Consider the following 19,776-nt stretch of genomic DNA (forward strand, 5'->3'; position numbering starts at 1 on the left):
ACCGCCGACCCGACCACCGCCGACCCGACACACGCCGACGCCGCCCACCTCTACGCGGAGCTGCTGACCCGGCTCGGCAACCCGGCAGCGGCCATCCGCTGGGCCGGCTCCGCTCACCACAGCCGCGCCCACCTGCACGGACCCTCCGCCCGGTCCACCCTCGCCGCCGTCCACACGCTCGCCACCGCCCACCGGCAGGCCGGGCACCACCAGCGCGCCTACCACGCGTACCGGCACCTCGCCGACCAACTCACCGCCACCGCCGGACCCGACGCGCACCCCACCCTCGCCATCCAGGCCACCCTCGCCCTCGTCCTGCGCGACCTCGGCCACTGCGGCGCCGCTCGACGCCTACTTGCCGACACCATCACCGCGCACCGCCGCAACCACCCCCACCATCCCGCCACCGCCCGCATGCTTCACCACCTGCACGAAATGTGGCAGCACTGCGCAGACCGCGGACACGAACACACCGACATCGAGCCCCCCACAGCGGAAGAACAACGGCAGCACAGCCAGGCGAGATCTGAGGTCCTATGGCACTCCGCCGGTCATCTCTCCGACCGCTGAGCGGTCGGCACGAGTTCGGCGGGTTCACGACAGGGCGACAGGATCTGTACCGTGTCGATGATGAGCAACGAGCCCTCGCCCACGACGCCGAGGGCGGTCACTGGCACCCAGCCATGAACGACGCCCGACCCGAAGATCCTCCCGTGATCAGCCCTGCGATTGGCGCCAACGCGCGCCCAACTGGCGCCTGTGCGAACGGCGACCCCCTCGGCGAGCGAGCCAGTGTCGGAGCGAACCGGGTCCGCGTCCGGGTGCTCGGCCCGCCGGCCATCCTCGGTGTTCCCGAGGAGCAGCACGTACGCCCACAGGCTTTGGAGTTCCTCGCCTACCTAATTGCGCGGGGAGGGTCGGCCTATCAGCACGAGATCCTCGGCGACCTCCTGCCCGAGCCGCCGCACCGCCTCGCGGCGCAGCGGCTGCACACCTACACCTACAACCTGCGCCAGATCTTCCGCTCCACCGGCGGGAACGACACCTACCTGCGGCTGCGGCGACACCACTACACCCTGAACACCGACGCGTTCGACGTCGACCTATGGGCCATTCGCGAGGCGATGATCGCCTCGCAACGCGGCACCGACCCCGCAGCCCGCATCACCGCCTTGCGCCGCGCGGTCGCCGCCTACCGCGGGCCACTCGCCGCCGACACCGGATACCTCTGGCTCGCCCGGCACCAGCAAGCGGTAGCCCACGAGTTCGTGACCGCGGCCGTGACCCTCGCCGAAGCCCTCGCTGACAGGCCCGCCGAAGCCATCGCCGTCCTCGACATCGCCGCCCGCCACCACCCGGACAACGAACTCCTCGCCGCCGCCGTTGCCAGAATCCGCGATCGGTCAAGCTGACCACCGTCGCCCCGGACAGCGCCGCTGCCGCAACCGACCAGAGGTTCCCTACACTCCCAAACCGGCTCCTGTCAGATTCTGCGAACGCCTCAATTTCGTGATCTTGAAAGATTCACCCGAATGGACGATGAGCAGAATGGGTCAGATCGTTCCAAAGTCGATATCGACGGAGCCCTGACTAACCGCCAGAGGCGAGTGAGATTGGCGTGCCATCGTGGTCGCGGTGGCCGTGAACGTGGCGAGGCGCTGCCGGGGGGAGAGAGAAGGTCTCGTGCTTTTGGAAGAATATAAAGTGAGCGCGCGAACTGTCGTGATGAGTCGGATGTCAGAGCGCGTGATGGTGTCGAGGTCGTGACTGGGGTGGTTACTGCTGTGCTTGCTGCCGAGGATGTGAAGGCTGCTCGACGCGGTCTGCCGCCGCTGCCGGAACCCGGTCAGGTGGTCGAGGTTCGCGGCTCGACGTGGGCTGTGTCCAACGTTCAGGTGCAGGGTCTTCCGCGTAGCCCGGCCGACGAGTCGGTAGCGCAACTGAGCCACGTCGTCGACCTGCTTTCCCTCGATGAAGGCAGCCTGGGCGCGCAGCTCAGCGTGGTATGGGAACTCGAAGTCGGCCACTCTGTTGCCCCAGCGCAGGGCCTCCCGGACGTGATTCAAGTCGACGGTTTTGACGATCCGGAGACGCTGGCTGGCTTCATCGATGCGATGCGGTGGGGAGCCGTCACGAGCGCCGACCCCAACCGCTATCAGGCTCCGTTCTGGTCTGGGGTGAACGTAGAGGCGTATCAGCTCGAACCGCTCCGCCGGGCTCTTGGGGCACCGCGCGCGAACCTGTTGCTGGCCGACGACGTCGGCCTGGGTAAGACGATCGAGGCAGGGCTGGTAATCCAGGAGTTGTTCCTGCGTCACCGTGCCCGCACCGCGATCATCGTGTGTCCGCCGAGTCTGTCGCTGAAGTGGCAGGACGAGATGCGGGAAAAGTTTGGCCTGGAGTTCACTATCGTCAACTCCGAGCTGATGGCTGAGGTCCGTCGTACCCACGGTCTACAGGCCAACCCGTTCCGGATCTTCCGGCGGGTGATCGTGAGCATGGCCTGGTTGCCGCAGGTCCGGGCCCAGCGCCTCCTGCGCGACATCTACGCGCAGGCCACGAACGCCAAGACCGGCAGCCGGTACGCCTTCGACATCCTCGTCGTTGACGAAGCGCACCATGTGGCGCCAGCGAGTCCCTCGATGGTGAACGGCGGGCGCGGGTACGCGGTGGACACCCAGCGCACGATCGCCGCGCGGCAGCTCGCGGAGAAGTGCGAGCATCGTCTGTTCCTGAGTGCGACACCGCACAACGGGCACCCCGAGTCGTTCACGGCGCTGATGGAGATGATCGACCGCCGACGCTTCGCCCGTGGCGCGAACCTCGACCCCACCGCGCTCAAGGACGTGACGGTCCGACGGCTGAAGGCGGACCTGACCGGTAAGGGGTTCAAGAAGCGCCAGGTCGGGACGATCGAGTTCGACCCGTCGGAGTCCGAGCAGCGGATGTTCTCGCTGCTGGACGAGATCGTCACCAAGAGCGCACGTTTGAACGGCACCAAGCCCGGCGGCGACATCGTGACGATGCTGCTGAAGAAACGGTTCTTGTCCAGCCCGTTCGCCTTCGGCATGACCCTAAGCCACTACCTGTCATCGAGGGCTGGCCGCGGACTGTCTGACGACGAGTACGACGACATCTTCGGCGAGGGCCAGTCCGACGAGGAAGAGGGCTTGTGGGAGCAGGACGAGGCGGAGAGACTACGCGAGTCGAAGGTTTCCGACCCGCTCGTCGGAGCTGATCCTGGCCAGCTAGAGACCCTGATGAACTGGGGTCTGGGCTATGAGAGCCGCGCTGACTCCCGTGTCGATCGGCTTACCGGCTTCCTCGACGCGAACTGCCGTCCCGACGGCAAGCGCTGGACCAACGAACGCGTCGTCGTCTTCACCGAGTACGCGCACACCGTCGACTGGCTCACCCGCGTGCTGCGCCAGCGCGGCTACAGCGACGACCGGCTCGCGGTGATCCAGGGCTCAACCCCGCCGGATCAGCGTGAGTACATCCGTTCCCAGTTCACCGCTGATCCGTCAAAGGAGCCGGTGCGCGTGCTGCTCGCCACCGATGCCGCCGGTGAGGGAATCGACCTGCAGACCTACTGCCACCGACTGGTCAACTTCGACATCCCGTTCAACCCGTCCCGGCTCGAACAGCGCATCGGCCGCATCGACCGGTACGGCCAGACCGAAAAACCGAAGGTGTTCCACTTCCTGCCCGTGCGGGGTTCCTCCACATACGGCGCTGACTTGAAGTTCATGCAGATCATCGCCCGTAAGATCGCACAGGTCGAGTACGACCTCGGCTCAGCCAACCAGGTCGTCGGTGACGAGATCCAGGGCCACTTCGGGCGCCCCACACGTACGACGAAGAAGTCCAGGGGCATCGACCCCAACGAGGTCATCAACGCAGCCTTGGCCGGCGGCATGGAACTCAATGCCCGCCTCACCCAGCTGGAGCAGGGCTACGCGTACCAGCGCACCGAGATGCACCTCGAGCCGGCCAACTTACGCCGCGTGGTCGGCGCTGCGCTACGGCTCAACCACCAGGAAGCCCTGGTCCCGAACCATGAGTTCGCCCAGGACACCGACGCCGAGGTATTCACCGTGCCGACCCTCACAGCAGGCTGGCGAGACAGCCTCCGCGGCCTCGACACCCGCCTCGATCCCGGTGTACTGCGGCCCATCACCTTCGACCCGGAGGCTGCCGAAGGGAGAGCCGACCTGGTATACGTCCACCTTGGCCATCCGATTGTGCAGAAGGCTCAAAGGCTGCTGCGCCGGTCGTTGTGGAGCGTTGATTCGACTCTTCGGCGTGTGACGGCAGTGGTTGTAGACGGCCTTGATGAATCGTTCGTCGCCGCCGTGACCCGCATGGTTCTAGTCGGCCGCGGCGGCGTCCGGCTGCACGAAGAGGTCTTCCTGGCCGGCGTCCGGCTGCGCGGACGCCGCGCAATGGCCGAGGATCGGGCAGAGGAGGCACTCGATAAGGCGCTGGACCGGGAGAACCTCACTCTGGCTGATCAACGGGTCCGCGACCAGCTGTGCAACCTGTGGAACGTGGCTGACGCCCCGCTGCGCCTGCGACTCGAAGAATCGATGCGCACCCGCGCCGGCCGTCGACACGACCTGGTCACCGAGCAACTCGCCCGGAGGCAGGCCGCAGACGTGCAGCGGGCGACGGAGATTTTCGCCGCTTTCCGTGCCAATCTCCGCGACTCGCTCACCCGCCTTCGTGCCGAGGAAGACGCAACCGCTGGGCAACTGTTCACCGACCCGGACCAGCAGCGGCAGTGGCGGCGCGACATCGAGGCCATGTCCCGCCGCTTGGACGAACTCGATGACGAGCAGGCGCGTGAAGTCGCCGCCATCAACGACCGGTATGCCGAGGTCAAGCCGCACACGACCGCAGCCGCCGTCGTGTTCGCCCTGACCCGGGACGACGCAGATGGGTGGCAAGAGTGATGGTGCGCCGCTACAACACCCGACGCTCCACCCCCAGCGTTGCAGACCAGCACCGCGCCTGGCTGGAGCTGGTCGACACTGACGGCCCGTTTCTCGCCGTTGCGCCGCTCAAGCGCGTGTGGCCCCAGGGCATGCCCACGCTGTCCGACGCCCGGAAGGCCGCGTTGGTCGACGCCCGCAAGGATTTCGAGGCCGCGTGGGAGCGTCTCGACCGTGCACCGGACTCTGAGCAGGCCCTGGACACCTACCGCCTCGTGCGCGACAAGTGGGTCGAGACGATCCTTCGCGACGCCGCGGGCTGGGCAGAATCGCTGTCGTGGGGCGAAGTGCCAGGCGTGGAGGCGCACTCACCCAATCGGGCCGTCACTGTCCGCGCGCAGGCGTCGCTCAACGGCCCCGAAGGGGTCGGCGCGCTAGTTCACGTCGTCGATCCCGTCGAATCGCTGCGCGAGACCCTCGGCGACCTCTGGGCGGCCAATCCGATCGACCGCGTCGAGGTGATGCTGCGCGAGAACCGTATTCCCATCGGCATCGTCACGGACGGCCGCTGGTGGGGGCTCGTCTGCGCCCGGCAGGGAGCGATGCTCGCCTCTGGCCTCGTGGATGCGCTGACCTGGATCGAAGAACCGCGAACACGGGATGCGTTCCTCACCCTGATCGGCCGGCCGTACCTGATTGCTGGGGAGCCGAAGGACCGCCTTCCCGTGCTGTTCGAGGAGTCGGTTGCCGCAGCCGAGGAGATCACCGAGGCCCTGGGCGCCCAGGTACGGCGAGCGGTTGAACTGATCATCCAGTCCTTGTCCGAGTCGGCCGCCGACGCTCGACGACGCAGCCTTCCAGACCCGCTGTCGGCGCGCCCGCGCGACAGCTACGAGGCCGCCGTCACGGTGATGATGCGCGTCGTCTTCCTCCTGTTTGCCGAGGAGCGCGGTCTGCTGCCCTCTGGCGAACTGTTCGACCAGGGCTACGGCATCGCTCGCGAGCTTGATCAGCTCATCGCGCGCAGGACCGAGGAGAGCGAGGAGGCCCTCGACTCCACCTCGTTGACCTGGCACCGGCTTCTTGCGACCAGCAACGCCCTCTACCACGGCGCATCCTTTGAGAACATCCGTATGCCCGCCTACGGCGGCTCCCTGTTCGACCCGTCCCGGTTCCCGTTCCTCACCGCCGTGGCCGACCAGGGCTCCCTGGCCGTCACGGTTTCGGACCGTGTCATGCTTCACGTCCTGCAGTCCGTGCAGATCGCCGACATCAAAGGCGAAGCGCGGCGAATCTCGTTTCGCGACATAGATGTCGAGCAGATCGGCTACATGTACGAGGGACTGCTCGGCTACACCGTCGCCGTTGCCCACGAGGTCACCGTCGGCATCAAGGGCAGTCTGGGCGAAGAGCCCGAGATCCCGCTCGCCACGCTCGATGGGCTGGCTGCAAAGAATCCCGACCGTAAGAAGTTCGCCGATGCCCTCCGCGCCTGGGTGGAGCAGGATCAGCCCTCTGCCAAGCCACCGTCACGAGCTGCCATCGCCAAAGCCGTTGACGCCGACATCGACCCGAGCATCGTCAGCGCGCTTACCCAAGCCGTTGGCGACGACGTCGCCCTACGCGACCGCGTCAAGCCATGGCTCGGGCTGATCCGCCTCGACCTGCGCAAGCGGCCGATCGTCGTCCTCGACGGCGGCCTGCTCGTCAGAGAAACTCCATCCCGGAAGAACGCTGGCGCCCACTACACCCCGAAGTCCCTCGCCGAACAGGTCGTGCTCCACGCTCTCCAACCGCTCTGCTACGCGCCCGGCCCGCACCAGACAGCCGATTCGGCGACGTGGAAGCTCAAGTCGTCCAACGAGATCCTCGGCCTCAAAATCGCCGACATCGCCTGCGGCTCCGGGGCGTTCCTCGTCGCCGCCGCCCGCTACCTAGCCGAGCGCGTCGTCGAAGCCTGGACTATCGAGGACCGCGCGAACGCAGGCCGCAAAGACCTCTACACCCTCGCGATCCGCCAGGTCATCGCGAAATGCCTTTACGGCGCCGACATCAACGACATGGCCATCGAGATGTGCAAACTCTCGCTATGGCTCGTATCTCTCGACCGTAACCTGCCGTTCTCGTTCGTCGATGACAAGGTCTTCCTCGGCAACTCCCTGCTCGGTCTCACTGGGATCGAGCAACTTCGAAACCTGCACATCGATCCGCGCAAGGGAACCAAGTGGGTCACCAAGAGGCTGTCCTCCGGCACCGACCTTACGTACGTCGTTGACGTTGACGTCGACTCGATCATCGCCAAGGCTGTCGCCCTCCGCGAGAACCTTGCGTCACCAGTCGACGACGCTGACCCCGCTCGCTCCAGCGCCGCGAAGCGCCGTCTGCACACGCAGTTGCGCGAGGTGACGGCAGACTTGCGGAAGATCGCAAACGGTGTCATCGCCGCGGGCCTGCCTTTCGGCGGCAAGCCCGGCAAGACTCTGAACGCCGCGTATGACGACTTGCGCATGGCTGCCAGGAAGGCATATCCGGGCACGGCTGGCGGTGGCTCCGACAGTGCGCGGCTCGAAGCAATCATCGACCGAGGCCTCACACCCGCCGTCGAGACTGACTACAAGCGTTGGCAACCACTTCACTGGATCATCGAGGCCGCCGACGTCATGGTCGGCCACGGCGGCTTCGATGCCATCATCGGCAACCCACCGTTCCTTGGCGGACAAAAGCTCACCGGCGCCATGGGCACGCCGGTCCGCGACTGGTTCGTCAACATCCTCTCCGAGGGCCGCCGAGGCAGCGCCGACCTCGTCGCCTACTTCCTCCTACGTGTCACCTCGCTCTTGCAGGCGAAGGGCACCCTCGGTCTGATCGCCACGAACACGGTCGCCCAGGGCGACTCCCGCGAAGTCGGCCTCGACGCCATGGTGGCCGCCGGCTTCACCATCACCCGCGCCATACAGTCCCGGTCCTGGCCGGCGGCAAGCGCCAACCTCGAATACGCCGCCGTCTGGGGCACACTCGGTTCAGTCGCCGATGCGGTCCCGCGCGTGGCCGACGACGTGCCAGTCGGCCGCATCAGCACCCTGCTCGAACCGCAAGGCCGTACCGCGGGCAATCCGATCCGCTTGATCGAGAACACCGGCATCGCCTTCCAGGGCTGCATCGTGCTCGGGATGGGCTTCGTGCTCGACTTGGCTGAAGCGCAAGAGTGGATTGCCACCGATCCACGCAACGCCGAGGTGCTCTTCCCATACCTCAACGGCGAAGACCTCAACTCCCGCCCAGACGCCTCAGCGTCACGCTGGGTAATCGACTTCAACGACCGCACCGAAGCCGAAAGCGCGATGTACCGGCTGCCATATGCGAGGTTGCTGGAGCAGGTCAAGCCCGAGCGGTCAGGCAAACCGAAAGCCGTGCGAGAAGCTCCATGGTGGCTTTTCCTGCGTACGCGGCCAGCCATGCGCAGGGCGATCGCCGAGTTGCCTGAGGTGTTGGTCATCGCTCTTGTCAGCAAGACCGTCATGCCCGTTCGCGTCGCGAACGTGCAGGTCTTCAGCCACAAGCTAGGTGTCTTTGCTACGGACTCGTATGCGGATCAAGCAGTGCTGTCGTCGACGGTTCACCAGCTTTGGGTCGTCAAGTACACGTCAACGATGCGGGCGGACATCAACTACTCTCCGTCGGACGTGTTTGAGACCTTTCCTCGCCCGCCCTTTGCTGATCGTCTTCAAGCTGCAGGGCGTTCTCTCGACGAGGAGCGCCGGGAGGTCATGCTTCGACGCGGGCTCGGTCTCACCAAGCTCTACAACCTGGTAAACGACGCTGAACTAAGCGACGATTCCGACCGGGATGTTGCTCGGATACGAGCACTGCATGTGCATCTTGACCATGAAGTCTTGGATGCGTATGGCTGGTCTGACATCACGCCTGGCCACGGATTTCATACATTTAGGAAGATGCAGCGATGGACCGTGAACCCGGCGGCGCGGATCGAGATCCTAGACCGACTTCTCGACGAGAATCGTCGCCGCGCCGAACGACAGGCACAGGTTTTTGGGGGCGCCACCTTGGAGACCGGTGAACCCGACGACGAAACGCTCTTCTGACCGCTCCAGGCGGGGTCTCAGCTCAGTCGAAGAGGGTGTATTCGTCGAGCGGCACGGCACCGCTTCCTGCGGAGCTTCGACCACTGGGCTGAGCCCCCGCACGGCGATGATTCTCCAGCAACAGGCGGTCGAGGATCTCGACGCGGGCGGCTGGGCTGATCGTCCAGCGAATGACTTGCCGGTACGCATCGAAGCCGTGGTCCAGGCGAACGTCGTCCCACCCATACGCGGCCACGGTTGCTTCGTCGACCTCGACGTGAAGATCACGCAACCGGTCCACGTCCTTGTCTCGCTGGATCCCGGGGTCGTGGGCGAGGTTGTACAGCTTCGTCAGGCCGAGGCCGCGCCGGAGCATGATTTCGCGCCGCTCGTCGTTTAGTAAACGCCCGGCAGCGTCAAGCCGGTCAGTTGCGGCGGGTAGGGGGAAGGTCTCGAACACGTCCGACGGCGTATAGCGAACCCGCGTCTCCAGGGTCGAGCCGTAGGTGATCGCCCATATCTGGTGCAGGTTTGATGACAAGAGTGCCTGGAGGCTATATCCATCGGAGGCGAACACGACCACTTGCTCACTCGGCACCTGTCCTGCCGGCACGCGCAGTGGCATGACGGTCTTGCTGACACGCGCGATGACCAACACCTCAGGCAACCCCGCGATCGCCCTCCGCAGCGCCGGCCGCTTCTCCGCGAACTGCCACCAGTAGTCGCGGTAGACCTTTCGATTGTTCAGCGTGCGCTCTGGCTTGACGTGGTCTTTCGCCCACGCGTATGGCGCGGGGTATCCGGCCGCTGCTGGTTCGGTGCGGTCGTTGAAGTCGATTACCCAGCGTGACGCTGAGGCGTCTGGGCGGGAGTTGAGGTCTTCGCCGTTGAGGTATGGGAAGAGCACCTCGGCGTTGCGTGGATCGGTGGCAATCCACTCTTGCGCTTCAGCCAAGTCGAGCACGAAGCCCATCCCGAGCACGATGCAGCCCTGGAAGGCGATGCCGGTGTTCTCGATCAAGCGGATCGGATTGCCCGCGGTACGGCCTTGCGGTTCGAGCAGGGTGCTGATGCGGCCGACTGGCACGTCGTCGGCCACGCGCGGGACCGCATCGGCGACTGAACCGAGTGTGCCCCAGACGGCGGCGTATTCGAGGTTGGCGCTTGCCGCCGGCCAGGACCGGGACTGTATGGCGCGGGTGATGGTGAAGCCGGCGGCCACCATGGCGTCGAGGCCGACTTCGCGGGAGTCGCCCTGGGCGACCGTGTTCGTGGCGATCACGCCGAGGGTGCGTCCGCCTCTTAAGCGCGAGGTTGCACTCCTCTAATGGATGTGTCTCTGATGACGTGTATGAATCTGAACCAGGCGCGCCGCTGCGTCCTTTACGCTCGCCTCAGTGTCACCAAGGAAGAGTCCGTTTCGATCACTCGGCAACTCCAGTCCTGCCGCAGGTATGCGGAGGCGCGCGGATGGGAGATCGTCGGTGAGTTCATCGACGACGGCGTCTCCGCGACCGCTAACCGGCCCGAAGACCGCAAGGGTTGGTGCTCGCTTCTCCGGGCCGCCGAGTTTGACGCCGTGATCATCTGGAAGGTGGACCGGCTCGCACGGCGCGTCCTCGACTTCCTCCACGCCGACGAGACCCTGCAGATGCGGGGCGCGGGCCTTGTAGCGGTCGAGGACCCGATAGACATGACCAGCCCGCAGGGCCGCGCGTTCGCGGTCATGCTGGCCGTGTTCGGCGAAATGGAGGCTGAGGCAATCAGGGCACGCGTCCGTGCAGCCCGGGTGCAACTGCTTAAGGACGGCCGCTGGCCAGGCGGCGGCATCCCGTACGGCTATCGATCGATCGCGAATCCGGCCGGCCCAGGCCGCGTACTGGTCAAGGACCCCGAGCGTGCCCGCTGGCTCACAGAGGCGGTCGCGATGGCGCTGGAGGGCACCACCGTCAACGCGATCGCCACGTGGCTGAGCGACAACGGCGCGCCGCTTCCTAGTCGGCAGAGCGAAAAGAAGGCCGCCGTCACCTGGAACCGTCAGACTGTCGATGGTCTGCTTCGCAACCCGGTCCTAGCTGGGATGACACCCCATAACCCGGGCAGGGCGAAGAGCGCCAAGCGCGTGGACCCGTTCGCGGTGGTCCGTGACGAGCACGGCCGGCCGGTCATCAACGAGTCGTTGGCCGTGATCAACGGTGAGGTCTTCGCGGTGCTGCAGCACATGCTCGACTCGCGCACCAGCCCGCAGGCCCGCAAGCGAAGCGACCGGCAGGCGACGAGCCCGTTCCTGTCGCGTGTCGCGCGCTGCGACGACTGCGACGCGTACATGTGCCGCGGGACGAACCAGAAGCGCCCCATTCTCTATTGCCCGACGTGCAGGCAGACCATTGGCCGGGCAGCCCTCGACCCCTATCTCGTCGGACGCCTCGTGGCGGAGCGCGGCAGCGAGCTGCTCGGCGACGCGACCGTCGAGCAGAGTTGGGCCGTTGCCGGCGCTGACGAGGTAGCCCGGCGAGCTGTGCTTCTCACCCAATTGGACAGCCTGCGAATCCGTCGCGGCGTCGTGGGGCGCTCCTTCGACGACGAGCGCGTCCTGGTCCAATGGAGACTCTCAGACTCCGGCCAGCAGGGCGATCTTCTCGCGGCGGCGTAGATCCGCGCTCGCGCGGAGGGGCTCGCACCGGCCAGTCACGAGACCGCCCAGCGACGTGCCGGGGTCCCGTGACTGGCCACCGGGGTGGCTTATCGCTCACGGCGGGTGACGCTCGCAATGTTGGTTATGTGCGGCAGACTGTGGCGCATGGCGGACGGCACTGAGGCGACGGCACCTCCAAACGGCGGGTATGTGCTCAACCACGAGGCTGATGGCACGTCGTTCACGGTTCGGGAGAACCTCGTTGACATTTTGGAGCGGGAGTTGCTCGGGCCGATCAACGGACCCGAGGAGCTGCTGCCGTTCAGCCCACGCCAGCAGTATCTTCTCGGCCTAATCGCGCCAGTCAAGCTCACGAGCGCATCCCCGTCGGGGCTCGATCAACGTGACGCGAACGACCTACCCGAGATTCCGCTCGACGAGAGGCATACAGAGGGGCGTGGTGTGCCGGCGGTGCCCGCCGACGATGGCGATGCGGACACCGAGGATGACGATGCGGAGGACCGTGCGCCGAAGCAGGGGCTGATGATCCCGGCGTCGATGGGGCTGCGGTTCCAGGTGCCAACTGACCTGGTGTCGTTCACGGTGACAGCGTCGTGGGGAACATACGAGACGGTCGAAACCGAGAAGGTCAACAAGGCCGGGCGCCCTGTGCGTCAGTACCAGCGCACCCCGGTCGAGGAGTCGCGGACAGTCGCGCTGCGAGATTTAAAGCCGGGGCATACGGCGACGATCGTGCTGCGCGGCGCGATCTGTCTGCGTATCGACCGATATGACGATCCCGAGTACCAGCGCGTGCTCGTCGAGATCGCGCTGTGCAATGACCGCGAGACCCCGTTGCCGATCCCGTCGAACATGTGGATGTTCCAGACCCAGCTACGAGTCGACGCCAGCGGGGCCGAGGTGTTCCTGCCCGTGCGTGATGTCCTAGAGCAGGAATGGCCGGAGTACGACGACGAGGTGCGTCGCCTCGACCTTCAGTACAAGGACCGGCTGGAGTTCGCGATCGGGCGCACCTGTTCGGCCGACTGGGTCGTGCGCCCTGGGTCGCGGCGGGCGACGGAGGTGTCGACAGCGTGGTTGCCGGTGGCGGAGACCCCGCAGACGAAGGCAGGCGAAGTTGAGGGCGCAACTTTGTCGATGAAGGCGCTGTCCGTGGCCGGTCCCGACGAGGTCCAGGCAGGTCTGGTACCGCTCGTGTCTGGGTACGGCACCTGGCTCGACCGGCAAGAAGCGGCGGCGAAGACGCTGCCGACGCATCTGCAGGAGACCGCCGAGCTGGTGCTATGGGAGGCGCGGCAGGCGCATCAGCGTCTGGTCGAGGGGCTGGAGTTCGTAGCGTCCGACCCGGCTGCGCTGCAGTGCTTCCGGTTCATGAATCGGGTCATGCGCGATCAGCGGCTCGCCTCGCAGGTGGTCGAGGCGCGCAAGTCCGACTCGACTCTATCGATCGCGCTGGCGCGCCAAAATCTCGAACTCGCAGAGGCAGACGGCAAGCCGGTGGCGTCGTGGCGGCCATTTCAGCTCGCGTTCATCCTCATGCAGCTACGTGCGCTGATCGACCCGTCCGCGACTCTGCGCAGCGGCGAGCACCAGGCCAAAGTTGAGTTGCTGTTTTTCCCGACCGGTGGTGGTAAGACCGAGGCGTACCTGGGTCTGGCCGCGTACACCTTCGCGATCCGACGGCGGCAGGGGGTGGTCGCCTCCGCGGACGGGTCGCTCAACGGCGATGACGGTGTCTCAGTCCTGATGCGGTACACGCTGCGGCTGCTCACCGCGCAGCAATTTCAGCGCGCGACCGCGCTGGTATGCGCGGCGGAACTGGTGCGCCGCGAGGACGAGGTGACGTGGGGGACCGAGCCGTTCCGCATCGGGCTGTGGGTCGGCACGGATGTGAGCCCGAAGCGGTTCGAGGAGGCCGACGAGCAGCTCAAGAAGGTTAACGACGGTGCCTCTCACCGGCTGACCGTGCTGCAGATCCAGCGCTGCCCATGGTGCGGCACCGAGATCACCCCGGCGAACGTCAAAGGCGATCCCACGTCGCGGCGGGTGTTCGTGCACTGCGGCGACGAGCTCGCCCGGTGCCCGTTCTCAAGAGGCGGTGGCGTGCCCGAGGGTCTGCCGATCCTGACGGTTGACGAGGAGATCTACCGGCTGACCCCAGCGTTCGTGATCGCTACCGTCGACAAGTTCGCCCGACTGGCTCGCGAGGGTGAGGCGGCGTCGCTGTTCGGGTTTGTCGCCAAGCGTTGCGGCCGGCACGGTTACGTGCACCCCGACTACACCGGCTGCACGGTCAGCTTCCACCAGACCGCCGGAGTGCATCGCGCGGCGACCGTGGTGCCCGTCGGGCGGCTGCGGCCACCGGACCTGATCATCCAGGACGAGCTGCACCTAATCACGGGAGCGCTCGGCACAGCGATCGGGCTCTTCGAGGTCGCTGTCGAGACGTTGTGCTCGTGGCAGACCCCGGACGGCCAGCCGGTAAGGCCGCTGATCGTTGCATCCACGGCGACCGTCCGCAATGCCGGCGAGCAGGTGCGGGCACTCTACGGGCGCAAGGTCGAGATCTTCCCACCGCAGGTGCTCGACGTGGCGCACACCTTTTTCTCCCGCGAGGTGTCGGTCTCGACCAAAAATCCCGGCCGCCGCTACGTCGGGGTCAGTGCCCAGGGCGTGCGCCTATCCAGCGCGGAGATCCGCGTCGCCGAGGTGCTGCTGCTGGCAGGACAGCTACTCTTCGACCGCACGGGCATCGAGGCTGACCCCTACATGACGCTAATTGGTTACTTCAACGCCACCCGGGAGTTAGCGGGTATGCGCCGATATGTAGATGACGACGTGAGCGCGAGGGTAGGCAACCCACGACAGGACTCGGGCTTTCCGCGCCGATACGGCACCGCGTTCGGCAGCCTCAACGTAGCCGAACTTACCGCGCGCATCTCCGGGGCGGACATCGGTAAGACTCTCGACCGGCTCGGCCTAGAGTTCGACCCGGGCCACGACACGACCGGCGCGTTCCGGGCCCGTATCGCCGCGGCAAAGGAGAACAAGAAGCCGCCATCGCGCGACGGCGAGGCGCCGTTCGACGTGGTCCTGGCCACCTCAATGCTGCAAGTCGGGGTGGACATTCAACGCCTCGGCCTGATGCTCGTCGTCGGCCAGCCGAAAAACACCGCCGAGTACATCCAGGCATCCTCCCGTGTCGGCCGCGACGCCGAACGCCCCGGACTGGTGGTGGCGTTGGGAAACTGGGCCAGGCCCCGCGACCTGGCGCATTTCGAACAGTTCCGCCACTACCACGAGACCTTCTACAAGCAGGTCGAGGCGTTGTCGGTCACCCCCTTCTCGCCCACCGCTCTGGAGCGTGGCCTCGACGGCCTGCTCGTCAGCGCGGTCCGCGTCGCCCAAGCCGTCGTCGCCGACGGGCTCTCGCCCGAACAGCAGGCGGGCCGCGTCGGCTTCCAACATGACGCCGTGGCCGCGTTGATCAACCGGCTCAAAGCCCGCATCCTGGCTGCCTCGCAGGACGAAGACCTGACAAGACGGGCCAGCGATCTGCTCACCAACCGCGTTGACCGGTGGGCCAGCCGAGCTAGATACGCCACTGAACTGCATAAGACCCTCGTCTACGAGCGCACCGGCGAAGGCGACAAGTGCCTACCGCTGATCATCAGCCCTGAGAACCACCGCGCCAACGTTGGCAGCAAGGCCGAAGCGCCGTTCGTGATCGCGAACTCGATGCGCGAGGTGCAACCCGAGATCAACATTCTCGTCTCGCCGATACCGGAGCGGCTGTTCGCCCGAACCCCTCCAGGCGTCGACAACTGGACACTGCCCGCCGGGGAGAACGACTGATGACCGACACCGTCGCAGAGGTGCTTCCCGATTACAACGACGCTCTCGACCCACTCGGCGACGTGGAGGCGGGCCAGGCCAAGAACCGCGCCAAGGTCGGCTCCGCTCGCCCCTCGTCGCTGCTCTACACCTATGGCCCGGGGGCGATTATGGACCTGCCCAACTTCTCGGTCATGCCCGCAGGCCTCGATGACTGGGAGCCGATCTGGAAGCGCCGCGAGGTCGTACCAACGATTCTCGAACCGCGCCTGCTCAACGTGGTACGCCTGCACCTCGGCCCGCAGGTCGACGCCCTTCGGCCGTTCCCGTGGCAGCCGAAGAAGGGCGTCCTGTCGAACGAAGGCTCGGACCTCGGCCTGCCGGCAAGGGTGTTCCCCCAGTGGTTCCGGTGCACCGGATGTGACTACCTGGGTCCGCTCACCCGATTCACCTACACCAACACCCATCCGTTCCGGCCAGACCTGGCGCAGTTCGCCCACAAACCGTGCCCAGGCCGCGGCGGGAGGGGCAGGCGCGCGGGTAGCCCCGCCGTGGCCGCACAGCACCTACTTACCTGCACGAACGGCCACCTCGACGAGTTCCCCTACACACTCTGGGTTCACCGTGGGGCAACCTGTCCGAATGCGGAATCGCCCGAGCTGAAGATGCGCGATGCGAACGTCGGGAGAAGCGTCGGGTCGACGATCATCTGCCAGGCATGCGGAACGACCCGCGGGATGGCGGAGGCGCAGGGATCGAAGGGCCGGGAAAAACTCCCGCAGACCTGCCGCGGTCGCCACCCACACCTGGGCGCGTTCTACCCCGGATGTCGGGCCCGCCCGGCGCTGATCATGATGGGCGCGTCCAACCTCTGGTTCACCTCGACGCAGAGCATCATCATCATGCCGCGCTCCGACGCCGAGAAGAAGGAAGCCCTCGGCGACCAGTTGCGCGTCGAGGTCGGCATCGACCAGATCAAGCAATTCGGCGAACAGGTCCCAGTCATCCGCGCCCTCGCGGCCGCACGAAACATCGACGTCACCGGACTCACCGACGCTGATATCGCCACCGCCGTCGCCGAAGTCCTCGCACCACCCGAGTCCGACGAAGCCCGCGAAGAACGCCAGGCGAACTGGGACCCGATCGAGCTGCTCATACCTGAGTGGCGCTACCTGCAGAAGCCGGCACTGTTCCCAGAACAGCAGAACAACACCGGGCTCATGGTCACCGAGATGCAGCGCGGGCCCGACCTGCACCGATATGTCGCTCGCGTGGTAGGTGTCAACCGGATGAAGCGCGTCAACGCCGTCCTCGGCTTCACCCGCTTGGACGAGATGGATCGCGTTAACGACGTCGCTTCACGCCTGGTCACCCTCACCCGCACCGCGAAGCCGACCTGGGTACCCGCCACCGAGGACCGCGGCGAGGGCATCTTCCTTCAACTCGACCTCGACGCCGTCGCCAAGTGGGAGAAGACGGTTGAGGGCAGTGCACTGTGGGAGGCACACCGGAAGGCACACCGGCGCAACTTCGCCCGACGCTTCTCCGAGACCGCCAAAATCCTCGATCCCGACACCCGCCTGCCCGGACCGCGCTACTGGCTGGTCCACACATTCGCCCACGTCCTCATCCGCGAGATGGCGATGTACTCCGGATACGGTGCCGCGAGCCTCACCGAGCGCATCTACGCCTGGAACGACGCGTCACAGCGTGAGTCCGCTGCCGGGCTGCTCATCTGTACCACCGCCTCCGACAGCGAAGGCACCCTCGGCGGGCTCGTTGCACTGGCCGAACCCGCCCGCTTACAGACCATCGTGCGAACCGCGCTGCGCCGGGCCACGCGCTGCTCCTCCGATCCGATCTGCGCCATGCGCACGCCGACGGACCCGGAGGACTTTCTGCATGGCGCCGCCTGCCACACCTGCAGCTTCGCCTCAGAAACCTCCTGCGAGAAGGCGAACCGGTTCCTCGACCGGCGGTTCCTGCTCGATCTTCCCACCGCAGACGGCCCGACCGTGCCGGGATTTTTCGGTAGCTCCCATGGCATCTGACCCCTTCGCCGAACTGGGCAGCTTCCTCACCGCCACCGAAGCACAGCGACTCGCCGTCCAGTTCAAGATCGGGCAGCACACGATCGCCGCGCTGACCGAGGTCGCCGCAGCGCGAAGGGAGACCGTCAAGCGGCTCCTCGTGGCAGCGGCGCTCGGGCACACCGACAGCGAGCGGACCGTGGGCGTGTTGCGCGCCATCGCGGGGGCGAAGTCCGTTCTGCGAGAACTGACTCCCGTCTGGACGATGCCCGGCAACGAAGCCACCGTCGGACACCTCACCAGCGAGTTCCACCGTATCGCGCGAGCCGCCCGGCAATCTGTCACTGCAGCGACCTACAACTTCCAGGACTCATCGCAGATGCGGTCCGTGCTCAAGGAGGCATCCGAACAGCCTGGCGTCGTCGTCACCGTCTACGTCGACGGGAACGTCGCCGACGCCGCTAGGGTGAAGGCCCAGCTCCCACGCGCCACCGTCTACCGCTCCACCGAACTGCCCAACGGCAACCACGTGCGCAGCCACGCCAAGTTCATCGTGATCGACCATGAACTACTCCTGCTGACCAGCGCCAACTTCAGCTACTCCGCCGAGAACGTGAACGTTGAGTTCGGCGTCCTGATCCGCGACTCTGCACTCGCCGAGTCCATCGAGGCCACCATGACGAGCAAGCACGGGTCGCTGTACGAGTTGGTTAGCCGCGCACCCGGTGAGACTGTGCCCCATCGGCCCCTGATCCCGGATGCCCGCCAAAGCGGTTCAGGCCCAGCCCGGCTGCTCTGATCGAGCGGTCGACGATCAGGTGCGGTGACCGAAGTCGAAGCCGGCCACCCACTTCTTGAGAGCATCACGAATGTGGGCGCGGACGTACGTCTGGAACCGGGTTCCCGGCATCGCGCCGAACTCGAACGGCAAATGGCCAGCCGCCTGGCTCAGGCACTTGTTGGCTACCGGGGAAAAGGAGTTGGTCACGAACAGGCTCCCCATCGTCCGCGGAAAGTAAGCCCGCACACCGACATACTTCAGCGCCTCGTCCCGCGGAACGCCGAGCGGGTAGTACTTGCCCTCGATTGTCAAGACGCAACCGGACGCCTTCGGTAGTTGCGTCTTGTCCCGACATGCGCGCGCCGCTTTCGTGTCGACGTGTCGGCGCTGCCGAACGAGTCCTGTTTAGGAACGAAGTAAAAGTCCTGGTGCCACAGTCCGTAGGATTCGCCGGATTCAAGCAGCAGCTGGAAGTGGTCGAATCGGTCAACGGTGCCTGCCGGACGTTGGAATCTGACCAGGTGCGCCTGCGAGAGCAGGGTCAGCGCTCGTTTGGTTTGGCGCAGCGCTCCCGCCACCGGGTCCGCAGTAGTGGTCACCGCGGGAAGCAGATCTACCCAGCCTGGCCGGTCGGGTTCCTGAAGCTTGCGTGTGTTCTGGATCGAGCTACCGGCGCGGCGCCGGCTCTGGGCCTCGAAAAGGGCAACGAGGTAGAGATGCAGCGCCCAGCCTCGCGCAGTGATCAGGTCCGCGACCGGCGCCGACCGCTGAGCTGGCGTGGCTCCGTAGATGCCTTCCGTCGGCCGTCGGCGCAGGATGAGGCTGCGGCGCACCTCGAATCGGCTGCGGGCAGCGCCGCCGTCGCCATAGACCCGATGCAGCGCGTTCTGGGCTTTGGCGTACGGCGTGGCGAAGCCGCGAAGCGCTTGTCCCCGGCGGCGCTGTCGGTCGTTGTCGCGTTGGGCCATCGCCTCGCCTTCCGAGTATGCGCCACCGAAATAGTGGTGACCGGTCTGCCCGCACAAGAAGTAGTCGGGGGCGCCTCGACGCGTAGAAGAAATGCACGCGCCAAGAACGGGCAGGTGAGATCCCATCTGTTCGGGACGCAGGTGCGGGCTGATCGGTCTCACGGCGTCCTGACCAGTGCCGCGACGTTCTGCTTTGCTGGCTCTACTACGGCACGGTGCCGCAGAGCAGAAACTTGAAGGACGGCCCCGCAGCGAACTCGTACGCGCTGGTTGCCTTGTGGATCGTTGTCGTGTGTCTGGCGGCGCTCCTCGTCGGAGCGGCGGCGGGATGGCTGTCTTGGCTAGACGATCGACGGGTCGCTCGCGCTGTGCTAGTCGGCGGGTCGGCTGCCGGAGGAGCCGTCGCCCTTGCCGTTGCCGCTGCGGCCTTGTTCACTTGACCTGCGGTATCGTCGCTGAGACTGCCTTGCCGGGATTCCCTGCACTCCCAG

At 66.1% G+C, this 19,776-nt stretch carries 10 protein-coding genes and 1 pseudogene; 8 read left to right on the top strand and 3 right to left on the bottom strand.

What is annotated here, in order from left to right:
• The 4 genes and pseudogenes from F8271_RS32170 to F8271_RS04240 all read left to right on the top strand — a co-directional run.
• A pseudogene (locus F8271_RS32170) lies at nucleotides 1-570 on the top strand (hypothetical protein); the annotation flags it as partial.
• A 113-nt stretch (nucleotides 571-683) separates the two neighbouring features.
• Nucleotides 684-1,412 carry a BTAD domain-containing putative transcriptional regulator gene (locus F8271_RS04230; protein WP_151488259.1) on the top strand — a complete coding sequence of 243 codons (729 nt, stop codon included), beginning with the start codon at nucleotides 684-686 and terminating at the stop codon, nucleotides 1,410-1,412.
• Nucleotides 1,413-1,763: 351 nt separating this feature from the next.
• On the top strand, nucleotides 1,764-4,955 hold the full coding sequence (gene drmD, locus F8271_RS04235) for a DISARM system SNF2-like helicase DrmD (protein WP_225854152.1): 3,192 nt from the start codon (nucleotides 1,764-1,766) through the stop codon (nucleotides 4,953-4,955).
• On the top strand, nucleotides 4,955-9,037 hold the full coding sequence (locus F8271_RS04240; RefSeq protein WP_151488356.1) for a DNA methyltransferase: 4,083 nt from the start codon (nucleotides 4,955-4,957) through the stop codon (nucleotides 9,035-9,037). Before drmD ends, F8271_RS04240 begins: the two co-directional genes overlap by 1 nt.
• Before the next feature lie 22 nt (nucleotides 9,038-9,059).
• Here F8271_RS04240 and F8271_RS04245 read toward each other — a convergent pair whose 3' ends face one another.
• Nucleotides 9,060-10,298, bottom strand: coding sequence for a type IIL restriction-modification enzyme MmeI (locus F8271_RS04245; RefSeq protein WP_151488260.1), 1,239 nt, complete (start codon nucleotides 10,296-10,298; stop codon nucleotides 9,060-9,062).
• Nucleotides 10,299-10,367: 69 nt separating this feature from the next.
• Between F8271_RS04245 and F8271_RS04250 the strand changes: the two genes are divergently transcribed.
• From F8271_RS04250 to drmC, 4 genes are all read left to right on the top strand, one after another.
• Nucleotides 10,368-11,669 carry a recombinase family protein gene (locus tag F8271_RS04250; RefSeq protein ID WP_151488261.1) on the top strand — a complete coding sequence of 434 codons (1,302 nt, stop codon included), beginning with the start codon at nucleotides 10,368-10,370 and terminating at the stop codon, nucleotides 11,667-11,669.
• Between the two features lie 147 nt (nucleotides 11,670-11,816).
• The gene (drmA, locus tag F8271_RS04255; RefSeq protein WP_151488262.1) at nucleotides 11,817-15,527 is read left to right on the top strand and encodes a DISARM system helicase DrmA; all 3,711 of its coding nucleotides are present in this window, start codon (nucleotides 11,817-11,819) and stop codon (nucleotides 15,525-15,527) included.
• Nucleotides 15,527-17,557, top strand: coding sequence for a DUF1998 domain-containing protein (gene drmB, locus F8271_RS04260; protein ID WP_151488263.1), 2,031 nt, complete (start codon nucleotides 15,527-15,529; stop codon nucleotides 17,555-17,557). The genes drmA and drmB overlap by 1 nt, the downstream gene beginning before the upstream one ends.
• A complete protein-coding gene (gene drmC, locus F8271_RS04265) occupies nucleotides 17,547-18,335 on the top strand; it encodes a DISARM system phospholipase D-like protein DrmC (protein WP_151488264.1) in 789 nt (262 codons plus the stop codon). Before drmB ends, drmC begins: the two co-directional genes overlap by 11 nt.
• Before the next feature lie 15 nt (nucleotides 18,336-18,350).
• On the opposite strand, the gene F8271_RS04270 is transcribed toward drmC, so the two are convergent.
• Both F8271_RS04270 and F8271_RS04275 read right to left on the bottom strand, forming a co-directional pair.
• Entirely contained in the window at nucleotides 18,351-18,629 is a 279-nt protein-coding gene (locus F8271_RS04270; RefSeq protein WP_225854153.1) for a hypothetical protein, read from the bottom strand.
• On the bottom strand, nucleotides 18,626-19,285 hold the full coding sequence (locus F8271_RS04275) for a hypothetical protein (RefSeq protein ID WP_151488267.1): 660 nt from the start codon (nucleotides 19,283-19,285) through the stop codon (nucleotides 18,626-18,628). The genes F8271_RS04270 and F8271_RS04275 overlap by 4 nt, the downstream gene beginning before the upstream one ends.
• Nucleotides 19,286-19,776: the final 491 nt, after the last annotated feature.

It is taken from the genome of Micromonospora sp. ALFpr18c, from assembly GCF_008868155.1.
GTDB lineage: Bacteria > Actinomycetota > Actinomycetes > Mycobacteriales > Micromonosporaceae > Micromonospora.

What these genes read in the sequence shown, in the direction of transcription:
- F8271_RS04230 (WP_151488259.1), top strand. Translation starts at nt 684, where the DNA reads ATGAACGACGCCCGACCCGAAGATCCTCCCGTGATCAGCCCTGCGATT.
- F8271_RS04240 (WP_151488356.1), top strand. Translation starts at nt 4,955, where the DNA reads ATGGTGCGCCGCTACAACACCCGACGCTCCACCCCCAGCGTTGCAGAC.
- F8271_RS04250 (WP_151488261.1), top strand. Translation starts at nt 10,368, where the DNA reads ATGAATCTGAACCAGGCGCGCCGCTGCGTCCTTTACGCTCGCCTCAGT.
- drmA (WP_151488262.1), top strand. Translation starts at nt 11,817, where the DNA reads ATGGCGGACGGCACTGAGGCGACGGCACCTCCAAACGGCGGGTATGTG.
- drmB (WP_151488263.1), top strand. Translation starts at nt 15,527, where the DNA reads ATGACCGACACCGTCGCAGAGGTGCTTCCCGATTACAACGACGCTCTC.
- drmC (WP_151488264.1), top strand. Translation starts at nt 17,547, where the DNA reads ATGGCATCTGACCCCTTCGCCGAACTGGGCAGCTTCCTCACCGCCACC.
- F8271_RS04275 (WP_151488267.1), bottom strand. Translation starts at nt 19,285, where the DNA reads ATGGCCCAACGCGACAACGACCGACAGCGCCGCCGGGGACAAGCGCTT.